Genomic DNA, 22,818 nt, shown 5'->3' with positions numbered 1-22,818 from the left:
CGAGTGGCCCACCTACCGCGTACGGTGGTGGGCTGCCCGCGACACCATTCGAACGGTGCGCGACGCTCCTGGAGCCCCCTGGGGGGTTCCCGCCGGGTGTCCCGCTCTGACTGCGCGGGACTCGGCACTTCGAGGGATTCTACAGGCTGCTCAGGACCGCTTACGACCGAGGTGCTTCCTGGTCCACTCCACCGCGTCGGCGTACCGCGCCTCGCCGCCGTGCCGGGTGGGTTCGTAGTACTCGCGGTCCTTGATGTCGTCCGGGGCGTACTGCTGCTCGGCGATGCCCTCGGGCAGGTCGTGCGGGTAGACGTACCCCTGGGCGTGCCCGAGCTTGGCGGCGCCCTTGTAGTGGCCGTCGCGCAGGTGGGGCGGGACGGGGCCGGCCAGTCCCTTGCGCACGTCCGCCATGGCGGCGCCGATCGCCATGGTCGCGGCATTGGACTTCGGGGCTAGGGCGAGCGCGATGGTGGCGTGGCTCAGCGTCAGCGCGGCCTCGGGGAAGCCGATCATGGCGACGGCCTGGGCTGCGGCCACGGCTATGGGCAGGGCGTTCGGGTCGGCGAGGCCGATGTCCTCGCTGGCGGAGATCATCAGGCGGCGGGCGATGAAGCGGGGGTCCTCGCCGGCCTCGATCATGCGGGCCAGGTAGTGCAGGGCCGCGTCGACGTCCGAGCCCCTGATCGACTTGATCAGGGCGCTGGCGACGTCGTAGTGCTGGTCGCCGTCGCGGTCGTACTTCACTGCCGCGCGGTCGACCGTCTCCTCCAGCGTGGTGAGGGAGATCTCCGGCTCGCCCTTGTCGAGGGCGGCCCCGGCGGCTGCCTCCAGGGCGGTCAGGGCGCGGCGGGCGTCGCCGCCGGCGATCCGCAGGAGGTGGTCCTCGGTGTCCTCGGGGAGGGTGACGGCGTCCTTCAGGCCGCGCTCGTCGCTGAGCGCCCGCCTGAGGAGCCCCCTGAGGTCGTCGTCCGTGAGGGGTTCGAGGGTCAGCAGGAGCGAGCGGGACAGCAGTGGGGAGATCACCGAGAAGTACGGGTTCTCGGTGGTGGCCGCGATCAGGGTCACCCAGCGGTTCTCGACCGCGGGGAGCAGGGAGTCCTGCTGGGCCTTGCTGAAGCGGTGGATCTCGTCGAGGAAGAGGACGGTCTCCTTGCCGAAGCCGCCGGTGGCGCGGCGGGCCCCGTCGATGACCGCTCGGACCTCCTTGACGCCGGCGGTGATCGCGGAGAGCTCCACGAAGCGCTTGTTGGTGGCCTTCGAGACGACGTACGCCAGGGTCGTCTTGCCGGTGCCGGGCGGGCCCCAGAGGATCACCGAGGAGGGCCCGGCGGGACCGCCGCTGCCCTCGCCGACCAGGCGGCGCAACGGCGAGCCGGGCTTCAGCAGGTGCTGCTGGCCCACCACCTCGTCGAGGGTGCGCGGGCGCATCCGGACCGCCAGGGGGCTGCCGGCCGGGTCCTTCTCCTGGCGCTCTTCCGCCGCCGCGGTGAACAGATCGGGCTCCACGACAGAAACCCTAGTTCACGGCACTGACAACGCCCTCGGGCGTCGGTCAGGCCCAGAGGCTGCTGCCCCAGCGGGTCAGGATCATCATCGCGATGATGCCGCAGTGCGTGACGGGCAGGACCCAGGTGAACTCGGCGAGGAAGCGCTTGAGCCAGCCCGGGGACGGCAGGAAGTCGTTGCGGATGTTGAACGAGGTGACGTACCAGAACATCGTGATGGTGGCGACCCAGGCCAGCGAGCACCACAGGCACAGGGCGTTGATCCGGTACAGGGACTGGAACTGGAGCCAGGTGACGAAGGTCACGCCGAAGAGGGTGCCGAAGTTGAAGGTGAGCCAGTACCAGCGCGGGAAGGTGGCGCGGGCGAGCAGGCTCATCCCGACGCAGATCACGATGCCGTAGGCGACCAGGCCCAGCATCGGGTTGGGGAACCCGAAGGCGGCGGCCTGCTTGCTCTCCATCACGCTGCCGCAGGAGATGATCGGGTTGAGGGAGCAGCTCGGCGTGAACGTCTTGCCGCTGACCTTGCCCTCGAGGATCTTGAACTTGTCGATCGTGATGACCCACGCGGCGAGCAGTCCGGCCGCGCCGGTGATCACCAGCAGCAGGGCGAAGGCCCGGCTGCCGCCCACGGTACGGGGCGCGGTGTCGACGCCCGCCGACGAGGGCTCGGACTCCGTGGGGACGTCTTTCACTGTCGTCTTGCTCATCACGCCGATCCGTCTGCTTGAGAGTTGGACCTTCTTCTGGCAGGGGCCATTGTGCCGCACCCGGGGCCTCGTCCACCGTTCGGTGGACATAAGGAAGTACGCACGGTCGTCCCCGAACGTTCGGTTCCGGCCGACGCTCTGAGCCATGACCACACACACGAACGAACTGGCGGTGGATGTTCGGGGGCTGCGCAAGCGCTACGGGGACGTGACCGCGGTCGACGGACTCGATCTCGGCATCCGCGCGGGCGAGGTGTTCGGCCTGCTCGGACCCAATGGGGCGGGCAAGAGCACGACCGTGGAGATCCTCCAGGGCAACCGGGACCGGGACGCCGGTGAGGTCTCGGTGCTCGGCGCGGACCCGGCGCACGGCACACGCGCGTGGCGGTCCCGGGTCGGCATCGTCTGGCAGGACGAATCCGCGCCCGCCGAGTTGACGGTCGCGGAAACGGTGCGGCATTTCGCCCGCTACTACCCGGCACCGCGGGACCCGGCGGAGGTCATCGCCCTGGTGGGTCTCGAGGCCAGGGCGGACAGCCGGATCAAGGCCCTCTCGGGAGGCCAGCGGCGCCGCCTGGACGTGGCGCTCGGTGTGATCGGCGGGCCCGAGCTGCTGCTCCTCGACGAGCCGACGACCGGCTTCGACCCGGCGGCCCGCCGACAGTTCTGGGACCTGATCCGCAAGCTGGCCGTCGAGGGCACCACCATCCTGCTCACCACGCACTACCTGGAGGAGGCCGAGGCCCTCGCCGACCGGCTGGCCGTCGTGGCCCGGGGAAAGGTCGTGGCCACGGGCGAGCCGGCCACGCTGCGGGAGCGGTTCGGCACCGGGGCCACCGTCGAGTGGACGGAGCCGGACGGCACCACGCGCGCGGTGCGCACGGACACCCCGACCAGGACGGTCGCCGAGCTGGCCCACCGCTTCGACGACGAGATCCCGGGGCTGACGGTGACCCGCCCCACGCTGGAGGACGTCTACCTCCGGCTCACCGGACAGGAGGAGGCGCGATGACCACGACCGCTGTCCAGGAGGCACGCCCCGGGGCCCGGGTGCGGCTGCCGGGGGCCTGGGGACTGGGGCTGCGGCGGGGCGCCCTGGAGATCAGGATGTTCTTCCGGCAGCGCGACCACGTGGTGTTCACCTTCGCCTTCCCCGTGGTCCTGCTGTTCCTGTTCGCGTCGATCTTCAGCGACGACGTGGAGGGCGCGGGCATCAGGGCCTCGCAGCTGTACGTGCCGGCGATGATGGCCGCCGGCATCATGTCCACGAGCTTCCAGTCGCTGGGCATCTCGATCGCCGTCGAGCGGGACGAGAAGGTGCTGCGCCGGCTGCGCGGCACGCCGATGCCTCCGGCGGCCTATTTCCTGGGCAAGATCTGGCTGGTTCTGGTCACCGGCCTCATGGAGACGGCGCTCCTGCTGCTCGTCGGCACCACGCTGTACGACGTCGAGCTGCCCTCGGACGCCGGCCGCTGGTTCACCTTCGCCTGGGTCTTCGTGCTCGGTCTGACGGGCTGCGCGCTGCTGGGCATCGCGATCAGTTCGGTCCCCGAGTCCAGCAAGAGCGCCTCCTCCGTGGTCGTCCTGCCGTTCCTGGTCCTCCAGTTCATCTCCGGGGTGTACATCTCGATCGGCACCATCCCCGACTGGATGCTGGACATCGGCGCCCTGTTCCCGCTGAAGTGGATGTGCCAGGGGCTGCGCGGGGTGTTCCTGCCGGACTCGGCACAGATCCTGGAGCAGGCCGGGGGCTGGGAGTTCGGGCGCGTGGCCCTGGTGCTGGGGGCGTGGTGCGTCGGAGGATTGCTGCTGTGCCTGCTGACCTTCCGGTGGAAGCACCGGCGCGACGGGTGACGGCTGTGGCGGGGGCGTCCGGCGCCTACAGCTGGGAGCGTTCGTTCCGGCTGTGGGACACCTACTTCGCCCTGATCTGGCTCGCCACCCTGGCGTTCGTGCTCGGCGCGGACCAGCCGGGCCGGCCGGTGCGCCTCGCCGCGGCGGCGCTGCTGGTGCCACTGGTCCCGCTGTTCGCCTGGACGGGCCGTCCGCTGCTGCGGGGGGATCCACCGCCCGAGCGCCGGACCCTCGGCTATCTGCTCGCGATGACCGCCCTGTTCCTGCCCTCCGCGATCCTGGTGGGCGAGACCCGGTTGATGACCTTCGCCCTCGTCCCCCAGTGCTTCATGACCTTGCGGATGCGGTGGGCGATCACGATGGTGGCCGTCATCAACCTGGCGCCCGTGGCGGGCTGGGCGCTGCTGTGGCGGCCGGGCGAGCGAGCCCTCTTCTTCAACGGGCTGTTCGCGGTGGTCACCCTCGTCTTCTCGGTGGCCGTGGGCAGTTGGGTGATCCGGATCATCGAGCAGAGCCAGGAGCGGGCGGCCCTCATCGCGGAGCTGGCCACGAGCCGGCACGAGGTGTCCCGGCTGTCGGCGGCGCACGGGGCGCTGGCCGAGCGCGAGCGGATGGCCCGGGAGATCCACGACACCCTCGCGCAGGGCTTCACCAGTCTGCTGATGCTGGTCCAGGCCGTCGAGGCGGAGCTCGACCACGACGTCGCAGGGGCCCGCCGGCATCTGGCGCTGATGGACGAGACGGCCCGGCTGAACCTGGCCGAGGCCCGGGCCCTGGTCGCCGGTGGCGCTCCCGCCGACCTGGACGGCGCCTCGCTGCCGGACGCGCTGGGCAGGCTGGCGGCCCGCCACGCGGCCACGCTCCAGGTGACCGGGCCGGCGCGTCCACTGCCCGCCGGGCCCGAGGTCGTCGCCCTGCGCGCATGCCAGGAGGCGCTCACGAACTGCCGTAGACACGCGGGGAGTTCGGCGTCCGCGTCCATCGGCCTGGACTACGCCGACGACCGCCTCACCCTGTCGGTGCGAGACGACGGGCACGGCTTCGATCCCGAGGTCCCGCACGACGGCTACGGTCTCGCGGGGCTGCGGGCCCGCGCCACCGAGGCCGGCGGCACGGTCCGGGTGCACAGCGCGCCCGGCGGCGGCACCACGGTCACCGTCCGGCTGCCCGTTCCGCCCCCGAGGAGTGGTCGATGATCCGGATCATCCTGGCCGACGACCACCCGGTCGTGCGGGAGGGCCTGCGGGCGATGCTGACCGCGGAGCCGGACCTGGAGGTGGTCGCCGACGCGTCCAACGGGCCGCAGGCCGAGGCGCTGGCGGCCGAACTCCGCCCCGACATCGTGCTGATGGACCTGCGGATGCCGGGCGGCTCGGGCGTGGAGTCGATCGCGCGGATGACGGAGGCGGGGCTGCCCTGCCGGGTGATCGTGCTGACGACGTACGAGACGGACCGCGACATCCTGCGTGCCGTGGAGGCGGGGGCCGCGGGTTACCTCCTCAAGGACCTGCCCCGGGCGGAACTCGCCGAGTCCGTGCGGGCGGCCGCGCGCGGCGAGACGGTCCTGGCCCCGACGGTGGCCGCCCGGCTGGTCGACCAGTTGCGCACCAGGCCCGAACGGCCGCGGCTGTCGGAGCGCGAGACCGCGGTGCTGCGTCTGGTGGCGGAGGGGTGCACCAACGCGGAGATCGGGCGCAGGCTGTTCATCGGCGAGTCGACGGTGAAGACCCATCTCCTGCGCGCCTTCGCCAAGTTGGACGTCGACGACCGCACGGCCGCCGTCACCAGCGCCCTGCGGCACGGGCTCCTCGACCAGTGAGGCCCACCGTCAGGCACCGGCCGTTCGACCGGCGCCTGACGGGACGTGCCGCTAGCCGAGCCGGGACTCCAGCTCGGCCACGATCTCGTTGACGCCGATCGCCGACTGCTCCCCGGACTCCATGTCCTTGAGCTGGACGACGCCCTCGGCGAGGTCGCGCTCGCCGGCCACGATGGTGTAGCGGGCGCCGCTGCGGTTGGCGTTCTTCATGGCGCCCTTGAGGCCCTTGGCGCCGTAGGAGAAGTCCGCGGCGATGCCGACCTTGCGCAGCTCGGTGACCTTCGCGAAGAGCACCCGGCGGGCCTCCTCGCCCAGCGGGACCGCGAACACGCTCGTCGTGGAGGGGAGTTCGAGCTCGACGCCCTCCGCCTCCAGGGCGAGGACCGTGCGGTCCACGCCGAGGGCCCAGCCGACGGACGGCAGCGCGGGGCCGCCGATCATCTCCGAGAGACCGTCGTAGCGGCCGCCGCCGCCCACCGCGGACTGGGAGCCCAGACCGTCGTGGACGAACTCGAAGGTCGTACGGGTGTAGTAGTCGAGGCCGCGCACCAGCTTCGGGTCGTCCTCGAAGGCCACGCCCGCCGCGGTGATCAGCTCGCGGACCTCCTCGTGGTACGCCTTGCAGGCGTCGCAGAGGTAGTCCCGGAGCAGCGGGGCGTCGGCGAGCTGCTTCTGGACGTCCGGGCGCTTGTCGTCGAGGACGCGCAGCGGGTTGATCTCCGCGCGGCGCAGGGTCTCCTCGTCGAGGTCGAGGCCGCGCAGGAAGTTCTGGAGCGCCTCCCGGTACACCGGACGGCACTCCTTGTCGCCCAGGCTGTTGAGCAGGATCCGGAAGTTCCTGAGGCCCAGCGAGCGGTACGCCTGGTCGGCCAGGATGATCAGCTCGGCGTCGAGCGCCGGGTCCTCCGCGCCGATCGCCTCCGCGCCGACCTGGGAGAAGTGGCGGTAACGGCCCTTCTGGGGGCGCTCGTAGCGGTAGTAGGAGCCGGAGTACCAGAGCTTGACGGGGAGGTTGCCCGCCTTGTGCAGGTTGGCCTCCAGCGCCGCGCGCAGCACGGAGGCGGTGCCCTCGGGGCGCAGGGCGAGCTTCGTGCCGCCCTTGGTCTCGAAGGCGTACATCTCCTTGGTCACGATGTCGGTGGACTCACCCACACCGCGCGCGAACAGTTCGACGTTCTCGAAGCCGGGCGTCTCGATGTAGCCGTAGCCGGAGGTGCGCAGCGGCGCGGCGATCGCCTCGCGGACGGCCAGGTACTTGGCGCTGTCCGGCGGGATCAGGTCGTACGTGCCCTTGGGGGCCTGAAAGGTGCTCACGAAGTGTCTCGTCACATTCCTCGTCGGGGAGGGGTGTTCGAACCCGCTCCCTGGCCGGCGGCCACGTCCCGCAGGTACGGGTTGGTGGCGCGCTCCTGGCCGATGGTCGTCTGGGGGCCGTGGCCGGACAGCACCACGGTCGAGTCGTCGAGCGGCAGGCACACGCGGGCCAGCGAGTCGAGCATCTCGGCCATGTCACCGCCGGGCAGGTCGGTGCGTCCGATGGAGCCGGCGAAGAGCAGATCCCCGGAGAAGAAGACCGACGGGATCTCGGCCGTCTCGGGCATCTGGAAGGTCACCGACCCCTTGGTATGGCCCGGCGCGTGCGCGACGGTCAGCTCCAGGCCGGCCAGCTCCAGCTTGGTGCCGTCGGTCAGCACTCTGACGTCGTCCGGCTCACCCACGGTGATCTCGCCCATCAGCGGCATCCCGATCGACCGGCCGAGGCCCATCGACGGGTCCTTCATCATGTACCGGTCCTCGGGGTGGATCCAGGCGGGCACGTCGTGCGCGCCGCACACCGGGACGACCGAGGCCACATGATCGATGTGGCCGTGGGTGAGGACGACGGCGACGGGCTTGAGCCGATGCTTCTTCAGCGCCTCTTCGACTCCCTCGGCGGCCTGGTGGCCGGGGTCGATGATCACGCACTCCTCACCGGCGGCGGGGGCGACGAGATAACAGTTCGTCCCCCAGGCCCCGGCGGGGAACCCGGCAATGAGCACGATCGTCCTCGTTTTGTGTGGGTACGGGCGGTCTTCCGGGCGGCTGCCCCAGTGGTCAGAGCCTACCGGCGCTGCCGATTCCTCAGCGAACCCATATACGGTACGGGGCACACGCAGGCGGTCGGCTCATAGGACGCATGCGTACCGGTCGGCGGACGAGACGCATGAGGAGAGAACCCCGTGGTCACCCAGGAACAGCGGAAGCGGCAGCTCGCGCGGGAGAAGTTCTTGCGGCAGCAGCAGCGGCGCACGGAGGCGCGACGCAAGGCCCGTCTGCGCAACTCTGTGATCGGGTCGGTGCTCGGCGTGATCCTGGTGGGAAGCCTGGCGCTCTACACGTCCGGGGTCCTGAAGGACGACGACAAGGCCAACGCGAGCGCGGAGGCCACCCCGAGCGCCCAGGCGTCCAAGAAGGCGCCGGACCCGTGCGAGAAGGCCGCTCCCGGCAAGGTCAAGACGGAGACCTGGAAGAAGGAGCCGGCGATGACCATCGACAAGTCGGCGAAGTACACCTTCGACCTCTCGACGACCTGCGGCACGATCGACATCGCGCTGAAGGCGTCGGCGGCCCCGCACACCGTGAACTCGTTCGACTTCCTCGCGGGCAAGGGCTTCTTCGACCACACGAAGTGCCACCGGCTCACCACCAACGGCATCTACGTCCTGCAGTGCGGCGACCCGACGGGCTCCGGCAGCGGCGGACCGGGCTACACCATTCCGGACGAGAATCTGAAGGACAAGAGCCTCAAGGCGAACACCTACCCGGCGGGCACCGTCGCGATGGCGAACACCGGCCAGGCGCACACCGGCGGCAGCCAGTTCTTCCTCGTCTACCAGGACAGCCAGCTGCCGCCCAGCTACACCCCGTTCGGCACCATCTCGGAATCCGGTATGAAGGTGCTGAAGAAGATCGCCGCAGCCGGTGAGAGCACCGGAGCGGGCGACGGCGCGCCGAACGCGACCGTCGTGATCAACAAGGCGACCGTCACCAAATCCTGACCCCCAACTGCGAAATTTCGGTCGCGCGGGATGCGGACAGGCCACCCGCCGGTCGCCTATGTTGGCCGTGACGAAACTGTGGACGATGCCCGGGGGCGCGGAAGCCTCCCGCGGGCATCATGTGGAGGAGGCGCTGTGAGCAGCGACCCGTGGGGCCGCGTCGACGAGACGGGGACCGTGTACGTGCGTACGGCCGACGGCGAGCAGGTCGTCGGTTCCTGGCAGGCGGGTTCCCCCGAGGAAGCCCTGGCCTATTTCGAGCGCAAGTACGAGGGCCTGGTTGTCGAGATCGGCCTCCTCGAGAAGCGAGTGAAGACCACCGACCTGTCGGCGAAGGACGCGCAGACCGCGATCGACCACATTCGCGAACAGGTCGACGCGCATCACGCGGTCGGCGACCTGGACGCGCTCAAGGTGCGGCTCGACAAGCTGGTGGAGACGGTCGACAAGCGTCGCGAGGAGCGCAAGCAGCAGCGCGCCAAGCAGTCGGACGAGGCCCGGCACGCCAAGGAGGCGCTGGTCGTCGAGGCGGAGGAGCTGGCCCAGTCCGACCAGTGGCGGGCCGCCGGCGAGCGGCTGCGCGCCCTGGTGGACACCTGGAAGGGTCTGCCGCGCCTGGACCGCAAGTCGGACGACGAGCTGTGGCACCGCTTCTCGCACGCCCGCTCGGCGTTCTCCAAGCGACGCAAGGCCCACTTCGCGTCGCTGGACGCGCAGCGCGAGGAGGCCCGCAAGACCAAGGAGCGTCTGGTCGGCGAGGCCGAGGCGCTGTCCGGTTCGACGGACTGGGGTCCGACGGCCGCCCGCTACCGCGAGCTGATGGCGGAGTGGAAGGCCGCGGGCCGTGCCCAGCGCGAGCACGAGGACGACCTGTGGAACCGCTTCCGCGGCGCCCAGGACGTGTTCTTCGCGGCCCGCAGCTCGGTCTTCGCCGAGCGGGACGCCGAGCAGACGGAGAACCTCAAGCTGAAGGAGGAGCTGGCCGAGGAGGCCGAGAAGCTCCTGCCCATCGGCGACCTGAAGACGGCCCGCGCCGCCTTCCGCACGCTCAACGAGCGCTGGGAGGCCATCGGCCATGTCCCGCGGGACGCCCGGCCGAAGGTCGAGGGCCGCATGCACGCCGTCGAGCGCGCGCTTCAGGAGGCCGAGGAGACCGAGTGGCGCCGGACCAACCCGGAGGCACGCGCGCGTGCCGCGGGTCTGACCGGCCAGCTCCAGGCCGCCGTGGACAAGCTCAAGGGCCAGATCGAGCAGGCCCGCGCCCAGGGCAACAACGCGCGTGCCGACAAGCTGGAGCGCGAGCTGGAAGGCCGGCAGGCCCTTCTGGACCAGGCCCTGAAGGGTCTCCAGGAGTTCGGCGGCTGATCGGCTGCTACGACGAGAAGGGCCCCGTACGTCGCGTACGGGGCCCTTCTCGTCGTATGCCCTACGACCGGTTGCGCGCCGACGTCACCCGGTACACGTCGTACACGCCCTCCACGCCCCTGACCGCCTTCAGGACGTGGCCCAGGTGCTTGGGGTCGCCCATCTCGAAGGTGAAGCGGGAGGTGGCGACGCGGTCGCGGGAGGTCTGGACGGCCGCCGAGAGGATGTTGACGTGCTGGTCGGACAGGACGCGGGTGACGTCCGAGAGGAGCCGGGAGCGGTCCAGTGCCTCGACCTGGATGGCGACCAGGAAGACCGAGGACTGGGTGGGGGCCCACTCGACGTCCAGGATGCGTTCCGGCTCGCGGGACAGTGACTCCACGTTGACGCAGTCGCTGCGGTGAACCGATACGCCACTACCCCGGGTGACGAAACCGATGATCGGGTCGCCCGGCACGGGAGTGCAGCAGCGGGCCAGCTTGACCCACACGTCCTCGACGCCCTTGACGATGACACCCGGGTCGGCGCTGGAGCGCCGCTTCCGGCGGCTGCGGGTGGGCGGAACGGCCTCGTCGATCTCCTCGGTGGCCGCCTCCTCCCCGCCCAGCGCGGAGACGAGTTTCTGCACGATGTTCTGCGCGGAGACATGGCCCTCGCCGATCGCCGCGTACAGGGCGGAGATGTCGGAGTAGCGCATCTCGTGGGCGAGCGTGACGAGGGAGTCGCCGGTGAGGATGCGCTGGATCGGCAGGTTCTGCTTGCGCATCGCACGGACGATGGCGTCCTTGCCCTGCTCGATGGCCTCGTCGCGGCGCTCCTTGGAGAACCAGGCGCGGATCTTGTTGCGGGCCCGCGGCGACTTGACGAAGTTCAGCCAGTCCCGGGAGGGTCCGGCGCCGGGCGCCTTGGAGGTGAAGACCTCGACGAGGTCGCCGTTGTCGAGGGTCGACTCCAGCGGCACCAGACGGCCGTTGACCCGTGCTCCTATCGTGCGGTGGCCCACCTCGGTGTGCACCGCGTAGGAGAAGTCCACGGGGGTGGCACCGGCCGGCAGCGCGATGACGTCGCCCTTGGGAGTGAAGACGAAGACCTCGTTGCGCGAGAGGTCGAAGCGCAGGGACTCCAGGAACTCGCCGGGGTCCTCGGTCTCCTTCTGCCAGTCGAGGAGCTGGCGCAGCCACGCCATGTCGTTGAGGTGGTCGTCCTTGCCGGTGGACCGGGGCTGGTCCGAGCGCACCTTGGAGGCGCCGGCGACGGCCTCCTGCTTGTACTTCCAGTGCGCGGCGATGCCGTACTCGGCGCGGCGGTGCATGTCGAAGGTGCGGATCTGGAGCTCGACCGGCTTGCCGTTGGGCCCGATGACCGTCGTGTGCAGCGACTGGTACATGTTGAACTTGGGCATCGCGATGTAGTCCTTGAACCGCCCCGGAACCGGGTTCCAGCGGGCGTGGACGGTGCCCAGGGCCGCGTAGCAGTCGCGGACGGTGTCCACCAGGACACGGATGCCGACCAGGTCGTAGATCTCCGCGAAGTCACGACCACGGACGATCATCTTCTGGTAGACGCTGTAGTAGTGCTTCGGGCGGCCGGTGACGGTGGCCTTGATGCGGGCCGCGCGCAGGTCGGACTGCACCTCGTCGGTCACTATGGCCAGGTACTCGTCCCGCTTGGGCGCCCGCTCGGCCACCAGCCGTACGATCTCGTCGTACATCTTGGGGTAGAGGATCGCGAAGGCGAGGTCCTCCAGCTCCCACTTGATGGTGTTCATGCCGAGGCGGTGGGCGAGCGGAGCGTAGATCTCCAGCGTCTCGCGGGCCTTCTTCTCCTGCTTCTCACGCTTGAGGTAGCGCATGGTGCGCATGTTGTGCAGGCGGTCGGCGAGCTTGATCACCAGGACGCGCGGGTCCTTGGCCATCGCCACGACCATCTTGCGCACGGTCTCGGCCTGCGCGGCCTCGCCGAACTTGACCTTGTCCAGCTTGGTGACGCCGTCGACGAGCAGGGCGACCGAGTCGCCGAAGTCGCGGCGGAGCTGGTCGAGGCCGTACTCGGTGTCCTCGACGGTGTCGTGCAGCAGGCCCGCCATGAGGGTGGCCGGGTCCATGCCGAGCTCGGCGAGGATGGTGGTCACCGCGAGCGGGTGGGTGATGTACGGGTCGCCGCTCTTGCGCTTCTGGCCGCGGTGCCAGCGCTCGGCGACCTGGTAGGCGGTCTCGATCTTGCGGAGGGTGGCCGTCTCGATCTTCGGGTCGTTGCTGCGCACTATCCGCAGCAGCGGTTCCAGGACCGGGTTGTACGGGTTGGAGCGCTGCACGCCGAGACGGGCGAGGCGGGCGCGGACGCGGTTGGAGGAGCCGCTGCGGGCGGGCTGGCCCGGGGTCGGCCGGGCCGCCGCGGCCGACGGCGCGGGCTGCTCGGGCGGGGCGGGCTTGGGCCTGGCCGGCTCGGCGGGCTTGTCGACGGGCGCGGACTGGGCGTGCTCGACCGGCCCGCGGGCGTCGTTCGTCGCGTTCTTCGCGTCCGGCGCGGGCTTGGCCGCGGGCTCCGAGGCGGACTCGGGCTTGGCGGCGGTCAGGGGCTGGGCCTCGTCTGGCAAGAGGACTCCTCGTGCGCGATCCGGGTCCCCAGGTCAGGCTCCGGACCCCCATGGTAGCGATCCCGCGCCCCGAGATCGCCTCCAGGCCGATGTGAGGGACGTCTACCTGTGCAACACGAGGTGCGGCCGCGGGCATTCCGACGGGACGATCGCGCGGCCCGGAGGACGGGAACGGCCGCCCCGGGCTGTGCCGGGACGGCCGTTCCAGTGCTGCGCTACGGGGTCAGACCACGAGCAGTGCCTCCAGCGGAGCCCCCGCCAGCGCCGGTTCCAGACGGGCCCGGCCGCCCAGGAAGCCCAGCTCCATCAGGACGGTGAGGCCCGCGACCTCCGCGCCCGCGCGGCGGATCAGCTCGATGGACGCCTCGGCGGTACCGCCGGTGGCCAGCACGTCGTCGACGATCAGGACGCGGTCGCCGGAGGACAGGTCCTCCGCGTGCACCTCGATCTCCGCCGAGCCGTACTCCAGGTCGTACGCCTGGCTGAGGGTCGCTCCGGGGAGCTTGCCCGCCTTGCGCACCGGGATGAAGCCGAGGCCGGCGCGGACGGCGACCGGGGCGCCGAGGATGAAGCCCCGGGCTTCCAGGCCGACGACCTTGGTGGCGCCGGTGCTCGCGGCGACCGCCGCCAGCGTGTCGGTGAGCACGGTGAAGGCCGCCGGGTCCGCCAGGAGCGGGGTGATGTCCTTGAACATCACGCCCGGCTCCGGGTAGTCGGCCACATCGCGGATACGGCTGAGCAGCAGCTCCGTGACGTCCACGAGTCCGGTCATCGGCGCTTCCCCGAGGGGCGGCCGCGGCCCCGGCCGCGCGAGGCGGGCTGGGTGCGGGGACCGACGACCGCGTGCCCGGTGTCCTCGGGCTCGTCGTCATCCACGGCGTCGCCGCGGGTCTCCGCGAACTCCTCCTCCGCATCGGCCTGGGCGCGCTTGGCGAGGACCCGCTTCTTGAGCGCCTTCATCGCCGGCTCCTGCTCCTTGAGGTCGGCGACCAGCGGGGTGGCGATGAAGATCGAGGAGTACGCACCGGCGGCGAGGCCGACGAACAGCGACAGCGAGATGTCGTTGAGCGTGCCCGCGCCGAGGAAGCCGCCGCCGATGAACAGCAGGCCCGCCACCGGCAGCAGCGCGACCACCGTGGTGTTGATCGAGCGGACCAGGGTGCCGTTGATCGAGCGGTTGGCGATGTCGCTGTAGGTCCAGCGGTTCTGCTTGGTGATGTCCTTCGTCTGCTCCTTGAGGGAGTCGAAGACGACCACCGTGTCGTAGAGCGAGTAACCGAGGATGGTCAGCAGACCGATCACCGTGCCCGGCGTGACCTCGAAGCCGACGAGGGCGTAGATGCCGACGGTGATGGTGATGTCGTGGATCAGGGCGACGAGCGCCGCGATGGCCATGCGCCACTCGAAGGCGATCGCCAGATAGATCACGACGAGGACCATGAAGATCGCCAGACCCTGCCAGGCCTTGTTGGCGATCTGGTCGCCCCAGCTGGGCCCGACGAGGTCGGCGGCGATCTTCTCCGGGTCGACCTTGAAGTCCGAGGCGAGCTTGTTCTTGATCTCGTCGGACTGCTGGGTGTCCATGCCGGCGATCTGGATGCGCATCGTGCCGTTGCCCAGCTTCTGGACGACCGCGTCGTGGCCGGAGGCCTCCTTCGCGTAGTCCTCGGCCTGGGAGACGGAGACGCTGGTCTTCTCGGTGGTGAAGACCGCGCCGCCCTGGAAGTCGATGCCCATGTTCAGGCCGCGTACCGCGAGGCCCAGGATCGCCGTGATGGTGATCAGGATCGAGATGCCGTACCAGAGCTTGCGGTGACCGATGAAGTCGTAGCTGATCTCGCCACGGTGCAGTCGGGCGCCGATGTTGCCGAGTTTCGACATGCTCACGCCTCCTTCGTGTGGGCGGGGGCGGCGGGACGGCGGGTGCGGCGCAGCGGGGGCTTGGCGCCCAGGCTCTTCGGGTCGAGGCCGGACCACTTGCTGCCGCTCGCGAAGAACTTGCGGCGGGCCAGCAGCGTCATGAGCGGCTTGGTGAAGAAGAAGACCACGACGACGTCCAGCACGGTGGTCAGGCCGAGCGTGAACGCGAAGCCCTGGACCTTGCCGACCGTCACGATGAACAGGACGGCGGCGGCGAGGAACGACACGAAGTCGGAGACCAGGATGGTGCGCCGGGCGCGCGGCCAGGCCCTCTCGACGGCGGGTCGCAGCGAGCGGCCCTCACGGATCTCGTCCCGGATGCGTTCGAAGTACACGATGAACGAGTCCGCGGTGATACCGATGGCGACGATGGCACCGCACACGGCCGGGAGGTTCAGCGCGAAGCCGATCGCCGGGCCGAGCAGCGCCATGATCACGTAGGTGAGGATCGCGGAGACCAGCAGCGAGGCCATCGCGACGACGGACAGACCGCGGTAGTAGGCCACGAGGTAGATGACGACCAGGGCCAGGCCGATCGCGCCGGCGAGCAGACCGGCGTGCAGCTGCTCACCGCCGAGGGCGGCGGTCACCGTGGTGACGCTCTGCTCCTTGAAGGAGAGCGGGAGGGCGCCGTACGACAGCATGTTGGCGAGGCTCTGCGCCTCCTCCTGCGTGAAGCTGCCGGAGATCTGGGCGTTGCCGCCGGTGATCGAGGAGCTCACGGTGGGGCTGGAGACGACCTGGCCGTCGAGGACGATGCCGAACTCGTTGAGCGGCTGGGTGTTCTGCGCGAGCTTGCCGGTGATGTCGGCGAACTTGCTGGCGCCCTTGCTGTTGAAGGTCATGGTGACCTGCCAGCCGGCGGCGGTCTGGGTGTCGAAGACCGCGTCGGCCTTCTTGACCTCGGTGCCGGCGACGGCGGCGGGGCCGAGCAGGTACTTGTACCAGACGCCGTTGAACTCGCCGCAGCCCACGGTGGTGTCGGTGGGCTTGGCGCCCTCGCCCGCCTTGTTGCGCTGCGCCTGCTTGGAGCAGTCCAGGGCGGTGTACTGGGCCTGGAGCTTGGCCTGGTCGGCGGTGCCGGTGCCGCCGCTGGCGGAGGCCGACGGGGAGGGGGAGCCAGACGCGCTCGCGGACGCCGACGGAGTGGAGTCGGCCTTCAGGGCGTCGGTGACGGCGCGGCCCTGCGAGGTGGCGGAGGCCGACGGGGAGGACGACGAGGTCGCCTTCTCACCGGTGCCGGACTTGCTCGCGGAGGGGCTCGGCGAGGCCTTCGAGGAGCCGCTGGCGGACGGGCTCGGCGTGGCGGCCGCGACGCCGGTGGCGTCCTGGGCGAGGACCGGACGGAAGTACAGCTTGGCGGTGGTGCCGACCTGGTCGCGGGCCTCCTTGGAGTTGGTGCCCTTGGGGATGTTCACGATGATGTTGCGATCACCCTGGGTCTGCACCTCCGCCTCGGAGACGCCCAGGCCGTTGACACGACGGTTCATGATCTCGACCGCGGTGTCCATGTTGGCCTTGTTGATCGCGGACCCCTGGTCGGCCTTGGCCTCCAGCGTGATGCTGGTGCCTCCGGCGAGGTCGATGCCGAGGCGCGGGGTGGTGTGTCCGGAGAGGAACATTCCACCGGTGAGCGCCACGATGGCGATCAGGATCAGGGCCAGCGCGCGCCCTGGCTTGCTCTGGGCACTCGCGCTCCGCCCCCTTTTAGGTGCTGCCACCTTCTCGTACTCCCTCTCGGGCCGCTCTCGCGCCGGGTCGGCGGGCGGGCGGCCATGACATGGTTGGGGATTCCGTGCGAGCTGCGCGGATTCCGGGGCGCGCGGAGGTGACCGCGCGCCCGGGAACGCGACTACTTCGCGCCGGAGTCGCCGTCGGTCTTCTTCGGCTCGTCGTCCGACTTCGCCTCGGCGTCCTCCACGTCGGCGTCGGCCTTGGCAGGCGCGTCGACGGGGGCCTCGTCGGCCGTGTCCTTCTTACCGAGGTCGACGGACTTCTCGTCGGAGGCGGCGGCAGCTTCGTCGGCGGGCTCGTCGTCGGTGAGGGAGGAGGCGTCGTCCGGGACGACGTCGGAGTCGGACTTCAGGTCGTGCTCGATGCCGTGGACGATGCGGTTGTACTCGTCGTCCGTCAGTACAGCACCGATGGCGTTCTTCGCGAAGAGCAGTTCCACGCCCGGGCCCGCGTCGAGGAGGACGGTGTCGTCGCCGACCTCCTTGACCGTGGCGTACATACCCCCGATCGTGCGGACGCCGCTGCCGGGCTGCATGTCGTTCCGCATGCTGGCGGCCTGTTGCTGCTTCTTCTTGGCCGACCGGGTCATCAGGAACATGGCCCCGATGAGCACGATGAACGGGAGGAGGGTCACGAGACTCACGGGTCGGAACTTCCTTCACGCGACCGCGATGGTGAGCGGCCTGATGGTTGGGGGTGTGCATGCCGCCGACAAAGGCGGCATCGGCGGAGTCTAAGCGAGTCCGCGCGCAGGGAACAACGCTCAGCATCGCACCTGGGTTCCTGCCCCGGCCAATGCCGTGCCGTCACAAAGGCATCACGTCCCGAACAGGTCCTGTTGTCCGTTTCCCGTGGACGCGGAGCGCGGCGGGGTGAGGCCGAGGTGGGCCCAGGCGGCGGGAGTGGCGACCCGGCCGCGCGGAGTGCGGGCGAGCAGACCCTCGCGGACGAGGAACGGTTCGGCGACCTCCTCGACGGTCTCGCGCTCCTCCCCCACCGCGACGGCGAGCGTGGACAGGCCGACCGGGCCGCCGGCGAACAGCTTGAGCAGGGCTTCCAGGACCCCGCGGTCCAGCCGGTCGAGACCACGGGCGTCGACCTCGTAGACCTTGAGCGCGGCCGCCGCGATGTCGCGGGTGATGATCCCGTCGGCCTTGACCTGGGCGTAGTCGCGGACCCGGCGCAGCAGGCGGTTGGCGATCCGGGGCGTGCCGCGGGAGCGGCCCGCGATCTCGGCGGCGCCGTCGGAGCCGATCTCGACGTCGAGCAGGTTGGCCGAGCGATGGATGACCCGCTCCAGCTCGGCGGGTTCGTAGAACTCCATGTGCGCGGTGAAGCCGAAGCGGTCGCGCAGCGGGGGCGGCAGCAGGCCCGCGCGGGTGGTGGCGCCGACCAGGGTGAAGGGGGGCAGCTCCAGGGGGATGGCGGTGGCGCCGGGGCCCTTGCCGACGATGACGTCGACGCGGAAGTCCTCCATCGCCATGTAGAGCATCTCCTCGGCGGGCCGCGACATGCGGTGGATCTCGTCGAGGAAGAGGACCTCGCCCTCCTGGAGGGAGGAAAGGATGGCCGCGAGGTCGCCGGCGTGCTGGATGGCGGGGCCGCTGGTGATGCGGATCGGGGCGCCCATCTCGGCCGCGATGATCATCGACAGGGTGGTCTTGCCGAGGCCGGGGGCGCCGGAGAGCAGCACATGGTCGGCGGTGGCGCCGCGCGCGCGGGCGGCGCGCAGGACCAGGTCGAGCTGTTCGCGGACCTTCTCCTGGCCGATGAACTCGTCCAGGTCCTTGGGGCGCAGGGCGGCCTCGACGGCCTGGTCCTCGCGGTCGGCGGACGCACCGACGAGCCGCTCGGCGGCGGTGTCGTCGGTGGTGTCGTCCCAGTTCACTGACGTTCTCCTAGCGGGCGCGGTTCAGGGTCTGGAGGGCGGCCTTGAGCAGCTGGCCCACCTGGGGCGTGCCCTCGGCCGCCTCCGCCTGCGGGGCCACGGCGGTGACGGCCTCGTCGGCCTCGCGCGTGGCGTAGCCGAGGCCGATGAGGGCGGCGTGCAGCTGGTCGCGCCAGCCCTGAGTGACGGGGGCGCCGACGGCGGGTGCCCCGATCGGCTCGCCGAGCCGGTCCTTCAGCTCGAGCAGCAGCTTCTGGGCGCCCTTCTTGCCGATGCCGGGCACCGCGATCAGGGCCTTCTCGTCGCCGGTGGCGACCGCGCGGCGCAGGGCGTCCGGCGCGTGCACGGCCAGCATGGCCTGCGCCAGGCGAGGGCCGACTCCGCTGGCGGTCTGGAGCAGCTCGAAGACCTGGCGCTCGTCGTCGTCGACGAAGCCGTACAGGGTGAGGGAGTCCTCCCGCACGACGAGCGAGGTGGCCAGTTTGGCGGGCTGTCCGAGCCGGAGCGTGGACAGGGTGTTCGGGGTGCACTGCACGGCCATGCCCACACCGCCCACCTCGAGCACCGCGGCGTCGGGGGCGAGTGCGGCGACGGTGCCGCTGACGAACGCGATCATGCGAGACGGCCTTTCGGTGCTGCTTTGGCTGTGTGCAGGGCGACGGCCTGCTGGAGGCGGTTCTGGGCGGGGGCCCGCCAGATGTGGCAGATGGCGAGCGCGAGGGCGTCGGCCGCGTCGGCCGGCTTGGGCGGCGCGTCGAGCCGCAGCAGCCGGGTGACCATGGCGCCGACCTGGGCCTTGTCGGCACGGCCGCTGCCGGTGACGGCGGCCTTGACCTCGCTGGGGGTGTGCAGGGCGACGGGAATGCCACGGCGGGCGGCGCACAGCATGGCGACCGCGCTGGCCTGGGCGGTGCCCATCACCGTACGGACGTTGTGCTGGCTGAACACCCGCTCCACGGCGACGAATTCGGGCCGGTGCTCGTCCAGCCACTGCTCGATGCCCTGCTCGACGGCGACGAGCCGCTGCCCCAACTCCGCGTCGGCGGGCGTCCGTACGACCCCGACACCGAGCATCGTCAGGGGCCGCCCGGCGACGCCCTCGACGACACCGACGCCGCACCGCGTGAGTCCGGGGTCCACCCCGAGTACCCGCACGCGCCCTCCCCTCGGTGATCTTTGACTTCACGCCAGGCTATCCGCTGCCACCGACAACGGCGGCGGGCCGGTGGGACGTGTCCCAACCGGCCCGCCGAAACGGCTCAGCACGCGGCAGCGCTACGCGTCGACCTTCTCCATGACCTCGTCGCTGACGTCGAAGTTGGCGAAGACGTTCTGGACGTCGTCGCTGTCCTCGAGGGCGTCGATCAGCTTGAAGATCTTCCTGGCGCCCTCCTCGTCCAGCTCGACCTGCATGGTCGGGACGAAGTTGGCGTCGGCGGAGTCGTAGTCGATCCCGGCGTCCTGGAGGGCGGTGCGGACGGCGACCAGGTCGGTGGCCTCGCTGAGGATCTCGAACGACTCACCGAGGTCGTTGACCTCCTCGGCGCCCGCGTCCAGAACGGCACCGAGCACGTCGTCCTCGGTGAGCTCGCCCTTGGGGACGATGACGACGCCCTTGCGGTTGAACAGGTAGGACACCGAGCCCGGGTCGGCCATGGAGCCGCCGTTGCGGGTCATGGCGACGCGCACGTCGGAGGCGGCGCGGTTGCGGTTGTCGGTGAGGCACTCGATGAGCACCGCGACGCCGTTCGGGCCGTAGCCCTCGTACATGATCGTCTCGTAGTCGGCGCCGCCGGCCTCGAGGCCGCCGCCGCGCTTGACCGCGGAGTCGATGTTCTTGTTCGGGACCGACTGCTTCTTGGCCTTCTGGATGGCGTCGTAGAGCGTCGGGTTGCCCTCGATGTCGACGCCGCCCATGCGGGCCGCGACCTCGATGTTCTTGATCAGCTTCGCGAAGAGCTTGCCGCGCTTGGCGTCGATCACGGCCTTCTTGTGCTTCGTCGTAGCCCATTTAGAGTGGCCGGACATCTGCCTGTCTCCTTCGCGTTACCCATCCCTGCAACCAACGCCTGAGATCCTACAAGGACTCCGGCGTCCGGTTCGCGCGCACCATGTCGACAAAGAGAGCGTGCACGCGGTGGTCGCCGGTCAGTTCCGGGTGGAAGGACGTGGCGAGCGCGTTGCCCTGGCGGACCGCGACGATGTGGCCGTCGTGCTCGGCGAGCACCTCGGCCTCGGCGCCCACGGACTCGACCCAGGGGGCGCGGATGAAGACGCCCTCCACGGGGTCGCCCCCGACACCCTTGACGTCGACCGACGCCTCGAAGGACTCGTTCTGGCGTCCGAAGGCGTTGCGGCGCACGATCATGTCGATGCCGCCGATCGTCTCCTGGCCCGAGCGCGGGTCGAGGATCTTGTCGGCGAGCATGATCAGGCCCGCGCAGGTGCCGTAGACGGGCATGCCGGCCCGCACCCGCGCGCGGAGGGGCTCCATCACGCCGAACAGGACGGCCAGCTTGGAGATCGTGGTGGACTCGCCGCCGGGGATGACGAGACCGTCCACCTCGGCGAGTTCCTCCGGGCGCCTGACCGGCCTGGCCACGGCGTCGGCCGCGGCCAGGGCGACGAGGTGCTCCCGGACGTCGCCCTGGAGGGCCAGGACGCCGATGACAGGGGCTTCGTTGGACATGAGGTGGTTACCAGCCGCGGTTGGCGTAGCGCTCGGTCTCGGGGAGGGTGTCGCAGTTGATGCCGACCATGGCCTCGCCGAGGTTGCGGGACGCGTCCGCGATGATCTTCGGGTCGTCGTAGAAGGTGGTGGCCTTCACGATGGCGGCGGCGCGCTTGGCCGGGTCGCCGGACTTGAAGATGCCGGAGCCGACGAAGACGCCCTCGGCGCCGAGCTGGCGCATGAGCGCGGCGTCGGCCGGGGTGGCCACGCCACCGGCGGAGAACAGCACCACGGGGAGCTTGCCGAGCTCGGCAACCTCCTTGACCAGCTCGTACGGGGCGCGCAGCTCCTTGGCGGCGGCGTACAGCTCGTGGTTGTCGAAGCCGCGCAGCCTGGCGATCTCGTTCTTGATCTGGCGCAGGTGGCGGACGGCCTCGACGACGTTGCCGGTGCCGGCCTCGCCCTTGGAGCGGATCATGGCCGCGCCCTCGGCGATGCGGCGCAGGGCCTCGCCCAGGTTGGTGGCGCCGCAGACGAAGGGGGTCGTGAAGGACCACTTGTCGGAGTGGTTGACCTCGTCGGCGGGGGTGAGGACCTCGGACTCGTCGATGTAGTCGACGCCGAGGGACTGGAGGACCTGGGCCTCGACGAAGTGACCGATGCGGGACTTCGCCATGACCGGGATGGACACGGCCTCGATGATGCCCTCGATCATGTCCGGGTCGGACATCCGGGCCACGCCGCCGTCCTTGCGGATGTCGGCGGGGACCCGCTCCAGGGCCATGACGGCGACGGCCCCCGCGTCCTCCGCGATCTTCGCCTGCTCCGGCGTGACGACGTCCATGATCACGCCGCCCTTGAGCTGCTCCGCCATACCGCGCTTCACGCGCGCGGTGCCGGTCTCGGGAGCCTGGTTCTCGGTGCTGGACACGGGTTGACCTCGCTGAAGTGAAAAGAGGATTTGTGCAGCACCGAGGAAACGTCATCGGACCAGGCCACAGCAAGGGCCAATGAGGAGCCGGTGGATCGTTTTTTCCCCGCCCGGCCCCCCTCAGGCCCTACGCGGCCCGCTCGACCAGTGCCGCGGGCGGCTCGTCGTCCATCTCGAAGGCCATCGGGAAGGGGGCGTGGCCGGCCAACCGGAACCAGCGGACCTTGCGGTGCTCGCGGAGCCTGCGGGCGGCTCCCACCGCGTCGTTGTGGAAGCGGCGGGCCATCGGGACCCGTCGTACGGTCTCGGTGAGTTCATGGGCCGCCGACTCCCCGCCGGGCGCCTCCCGTACGGCCTCCACCTGGCCCGGTTCGGCGAACACGGCCCGCAGCGCCTGGCTCAGCTCGCTCTCGGCGACCTCCCGCTGCTCCTCCTCTGCCTGCCGGGCGGCGTGCGCGGCCTCGTACAGCACGATCGACGCGGCCGGGTCGAGGACGCCGGAGGTGGCCAGTTCCTGGGTCACGGAGGCCCGTCGCACCAGCTGCGCGTCCAGCGCCGCGCGCGTGGCGTCGATCCTGGCGTGCAGCCGGTCGAGACGGCCCGCGGTCCAGCTGAGGTAGAGGCCGATCGCGACGAGCGCGACGACGATCCAGATGAGGGTGGCAGTCACGGGGAGCAGGCTATCGGGGCGGGGCGGGGAGGAGTGGGGCAGGCACGGGGGCCCGATAGGCAGTTAGGGTCGAATCCCGGGTGCGGGTGCGTTGTGGCTGGTCGCGCAGTTCCCCGC

22 protein-coding genes are annotated in these 22,818 nt (G+C 70.5%); 6 read left to right on the top strand and 16 right to left on the bottom strand.

All coding sequences use genetic code 11. The features are described 5' to 3' along the window. Positions 1-150: 150 nt before the first annotated feature. Positions 151-1,506: a replication-associated recombination protein A gene (locus H295_RS0124980; RefSeq protein ID WP_020138085.1), complete on the bottom strand. Its 1,356-nt coding sequence runs from the start codon at positions 1,504-1,506 to the stop codon at positions 151-153. Positions 1,507-1,552: 46 nt separating this feature from the next. After that, a complete protein-coding gene (locus H295_RS0124975) occupies positions 1,553-2,215 on the bottom strand; it encodes a vitamin K epoxide reductase family protein (RefSeq protein ID WP_020138084.1) in 663 nt (220 codons plus the stop codon). A 145-nt stretch (positions 2,216-2,360) separates the two neighbouring features. On the opposite strand from H295_RS0124975, the gene H295_RS0124970 reads away from it, so the two are divergent. The 4 genes from H295_RS0124970 to H295_RS0124955 are packed head-to-tail and all read left to right on the top strand — an operon-like array spanning position 2,361 to position 5,888. Then, on the top strand, positions 2,361-3,227 hold the full coding sequence (locus tag H295_RS0124970) for an ABC transporter ATP-binding protein (RefSeq protein ID WP_020138083.1): 867 nt from the start codon (positions 2,361-2,363) through the stop codon (positions 3,225-3,227). Then, positions 3,224-4,069: an ABC transporter permease gene (locus tag H295_RS0124965; RefSeq protein WP_020138082.1), complete on the top strand. Its 846-nt coding sequence runs from the start codon at positions 3,224-3,226 to the stop codon at positions 4,067-4,069. Before H295_RS0124970 ends, H295_RS0124965 begins: the two co-directional genes overlap by 4 nt. Next, complete coding sequence (locus H295_RS0124960) at positions 4,027-5,265, top strand: sensor histidine kinase (RefSeq protein ID WP_199788618.1); 1,239 nt, start codon at positions 4,027-4,029, stop codon at positions 5,263-5,265. The genes H295_RS0124965 and H295_RS0124960 overlap by 43 nt, the downstream gene beginning before the upstream one ends. Further along, positions 5,262-5,888 (top strand): response regulator, encoded by a 627-nt coding sequence (locus H295_RS0124955; protein ID WP_020138080.1) that lies wholly within the window; start codon positions 5,262-5,264, stop codon positions 5,886-5,888. Before H295_RS0124960 ends, H295_RS0124955 begins: the two co-directional genes overlap by 4 nt. Positions 5,889-5,939: 51 nt before the next feature. Here H295_RS0124955 and hisS read toward each other — a convergent pair whose 3' ends face one another. Together hisS and H295_RS0124945 are read right to left on the bottom strand one after the other, a co-directional pair. After that, positions 5,940-7,202 (bottom strand): histidine--tRNA ligase, encoded by a 1,263-nt coding sequence (hisS, locus tag H295_RS0124950; RefSeq protein ID WP_028809721.1) that lies wholly within the window; start codon positions 7,200-7,202, stop codon positions 5,940-5,942. Positions 7,203-7,213: 11 nt separating this feature from the next. After that, positions 7,214-7,927: an MBL fold metallo-hydrolase gene (locus H295_RS0124945; RefSeq protein ID WP_020138078.1), complete on the bottom strand. Its 714-nt coding sequence runs from the start codon at positions 7,925-7,927 to the stop codon at positions 7,214-7,216. A 180-nt stretch (positions 7,928-8,107) separates the two neighbouring features. Here H295_RS0124945 and H295_RS0124940 point away from each other — a divergent pair, with 180 nt between their 5' ends. Then, on the top strand, positions 8,108-8,926 hold the full coding sequence (locus H295_RS0124940) for a peptidylprolyl isomerase (protein WP_020138077.1): 819 nt from the start codon (positions 8,108-8,110) through the stop codon (positions 8,924-8,926). Between the two features lie 135 nt (positions 8,927-9,061). Next, positions 9,062-10,291, top strand: a complete 1,230-nt coding sequence (locus H295_RS0124935; protein WP_020138076.1) for a DUF349 domain-containing protein — start codon at positions 9,062-9,064, stop codon at positions 10,289-10,291. A 61-nt stretch (positions 10,292-10,352) separates the two neighbouring features. Here the strand turns inward: H295_RS0124935 and H295_RS0124930 are convergent, their stop codons facing one another. The 12 genes from H295_RS0124930 to H295_RS0124875 all read right to left on the bottom strand — a co-directional run bounded on the left by H295_RS0124930 (position 10,353) and on the right by H295_RS0124875 (position 22,701). Then, the gene (locus H295_RS0124930) at positions 10,353-12,887 is read right to left on the bottom strand and encodes a RelA/SpoT family protein (RefSeq protein ID WP_020138075.1); all 2,535 of its coding nucleotides are present in this window, start codon (positions 12,885-12,887) and stop codon (positions 10,353-10,355) included. 223 nt (positions 12,888-13,110) lie between these two features. Next, positions 13,111-13,659, bottom strand: a complete 549-nt coding sequence (locus H295_RS0124925) for an adenine phosphoribosyltransferase (protein ID WP_020138074.1) — start codon at positions 13,657-13,659, stop codon at positions 13,111-13,113. Beyond that, positions 13,656-14,768, bottom strand: a complete 1,113-nt coding sequence (gene secF, locus H295_RS0124920) for a protein translocase subunit SecF (RefSeq protein ID WP_020138073.1) — start codon at positions 14,766-14,768, stop codon at positions 13,656-13,658. Before secF ends, H295_RS0124925 begins: the two co-directional genes overlap by 4 nt. Positions 14,769-14,770: 2 nt before the next feature. After that, positions 14,771-16,528, bottom strand: coding sequence for a protein translocase subunit SecD (gene secD / locus H295_RS0124915; RefSeq protein ID WP_199788617.1), 1,758 nt, complete (start codon positions 16,526-16,528; stop codon positions 14,771-14,773). Between the two features lie 131 nt (positions 16,529-16,659). After that, the gene (gene yajC, locus H295_RS0124910) at positions 16,660-17,184 is read right to left on the bottom strand and encodes a preprotein translocase subunit YajC (protein ID WP_020138071.1); all 525 of its coding nucleotides are present in this window, start codon (positions 17,182-17,184) and stop codon (positions 16,660-16,662) included. Between the two features lie 174 nt (positions 17,185-17,358). After that, the gene (gene ruvB / locus H295_RS0124905) at positions 17,359-18,429 is read right to left on the bottom strand and encodes a Holliday junction branch migration DNA helicase RuvB (protein ID WP_020138070.1); all 1,071 of its coding nucleotides are present in this window, start codon (positions 18,427-18,429) and stop codon (positions 17,359-17,361) included. Positions 18,430-18,439: 10 nt separating this feature from the next. After that, positions 18,440-19,045 (bottom strand): Holliday junction branch migration protein RuvA, encoded by a 606-nt coding sequence (gene ruvA / locus H295_RS0124900; RefSeq protein ID WP_020138069.1) that lies wholly within the window; start codon positions 19,043-19,045, stop codon positions 18,440-18,442. Further along, a complete protein-coding gene (gene ruvC, locus H295_RS0124895) occupies positions 19,042-19,584 on the bottom strand; it encodes a crossover junction endodeoxyribonuclease RuvC (RefSeq protein WP_020138068.1) in 543 nt (180 codons plus the stop codon). Before ruvC ends, ruvA begins: the two co-directional genes overlap by 4 nt. 120 nt (positions 19,585-19,704) lie before the next feature. After that, positions 19,705-20,457, bottom strand: a complete 753-nt coding sequence (locus H295_RS0124890) for a YebC/PmpR family DNA-binding transcriptional regulator (protein WP_028809719.1) — start codon at positions 20,455-20,457, stop codon at positions 19,705-19,707. Positions 20,458-20,506: 49 nt separating this feature from the next. Then, complete coding sequence (gene pdxT, locus H295_RS0124885) at positions 20,507-21,118, bottom strand: pyridoxal 5'-phosphate synthase glutaminase subunit PdxT (protein ID WP_020138066.1); 612 nt, start codon at positions 21,116-21,118, stop codon at positions 20,507-20,509. Between the two features lie 7 nt (positions 21,119-21,125). Then, the gene (pdxS, locus tag H295_RS0124880; protein ID WP_020138065.1) at positions 21,126-22,031 is read right to left on the bottom strand and encodes a pyridoxal 5'-phosphate synthase lyase subunit PdxS; all 906 of its coding nucleotides are present in this window, start codon (positions 22,029-22,031) and stop codon (positions 21,126-21,128) included. Between the two features lie 127 nt (positions 22,032-22,158). Next, entirely contained in the window at positions 22,159-22,701 is a 543-nt protein-coding gene (locus H295_RS0124875; RefSeq protein WP_020138064.1) for a membrane protein, read from the bottom strand. Positions 22,702-22,818: the final 117 nt, after the last annotated feature.

The sequence above is a fragment of the Streptomyces sp. 351MFTsu5.1 genome, assembly GCF_000383655.1.
Lineage (GTDB): Bacteria > Actinomycetota > Actinomycetes > Streptomycetales > Streptomycetaceae > Streptomyces > Streptomyces griseorubiginosus.
The sequence above is the reverse complement of the archived record's forward strand: the minus strand, read 5'-3'. Positions and strand labels throughout refer to the sequence as shown.

Excerpts from the sequence above, each read along its gene's own strand:
- H295_RS0124975 (WP_020138084.1), bottom strand. The coding sequence starts at position 2,215 with ATGAGCAAGACGACAGTGAAAGACGTCCCCACGGAGTCCGAGCCCTCG.
- H295_RS0124970 (WP_020138083.1), top strand. The coding sequence starts at position 2,361 with ATGACCACACACACGAACGAACTGGCGGTGGATGTTCGGGGGCTGCGC.
- H295_RS0124965 (WP_020138082.1), top strand. The coding sequence starts at position 3,224 with ATGACCACGACCGCTGTCCAGGAGGCACGCCCCGGGGCCCGGGTGCGG.
- H295_RS0124955 (WP_020138080.1), top strand. The coding sequence starts at position 5,262 with ATGATCCGGATCATCCTGGCCGACGACCACCCGGTCGTGCGGGAGGGC.
- H295_RS0124925 (WP_020138074.1), bottom strand. The coding sequence starts at position 13,659 with ATGACCGGACTCGTGGACGTCACGGAGCTGCTGCTCAGCCGTATCCGC.
- secF (WP_020138073.1), bottom strand. The coding sequence starts at position 14,768 with ATGTCGAAACTCGGCAACATCGGCGCCCGACTGCACCGTGGCGAGATC.
- ruvA (WP_020138069.1), bottom strand. The coding sequence starts at position 19,045 with ATGATCGCGTTCGTCAGCGGCACCGTCGCCGCACTCGCCCCCGACGCC.
- H295_RS0124890 (WP_028809719.1), bottom strand. The coding sequence starts at position 20,457 with ATGTCCGGCCACTCTAAATGGGCTACGACGAAGCACAAGAAGGCCGTG.
- pdxT (WP_020138066.1), bottom strand. The coding sequence starts at position 21,118 with ATGTCCAACGAAGCCCCTGTCATCGGCGTCCTGGCCCTCCAGGGCGAC.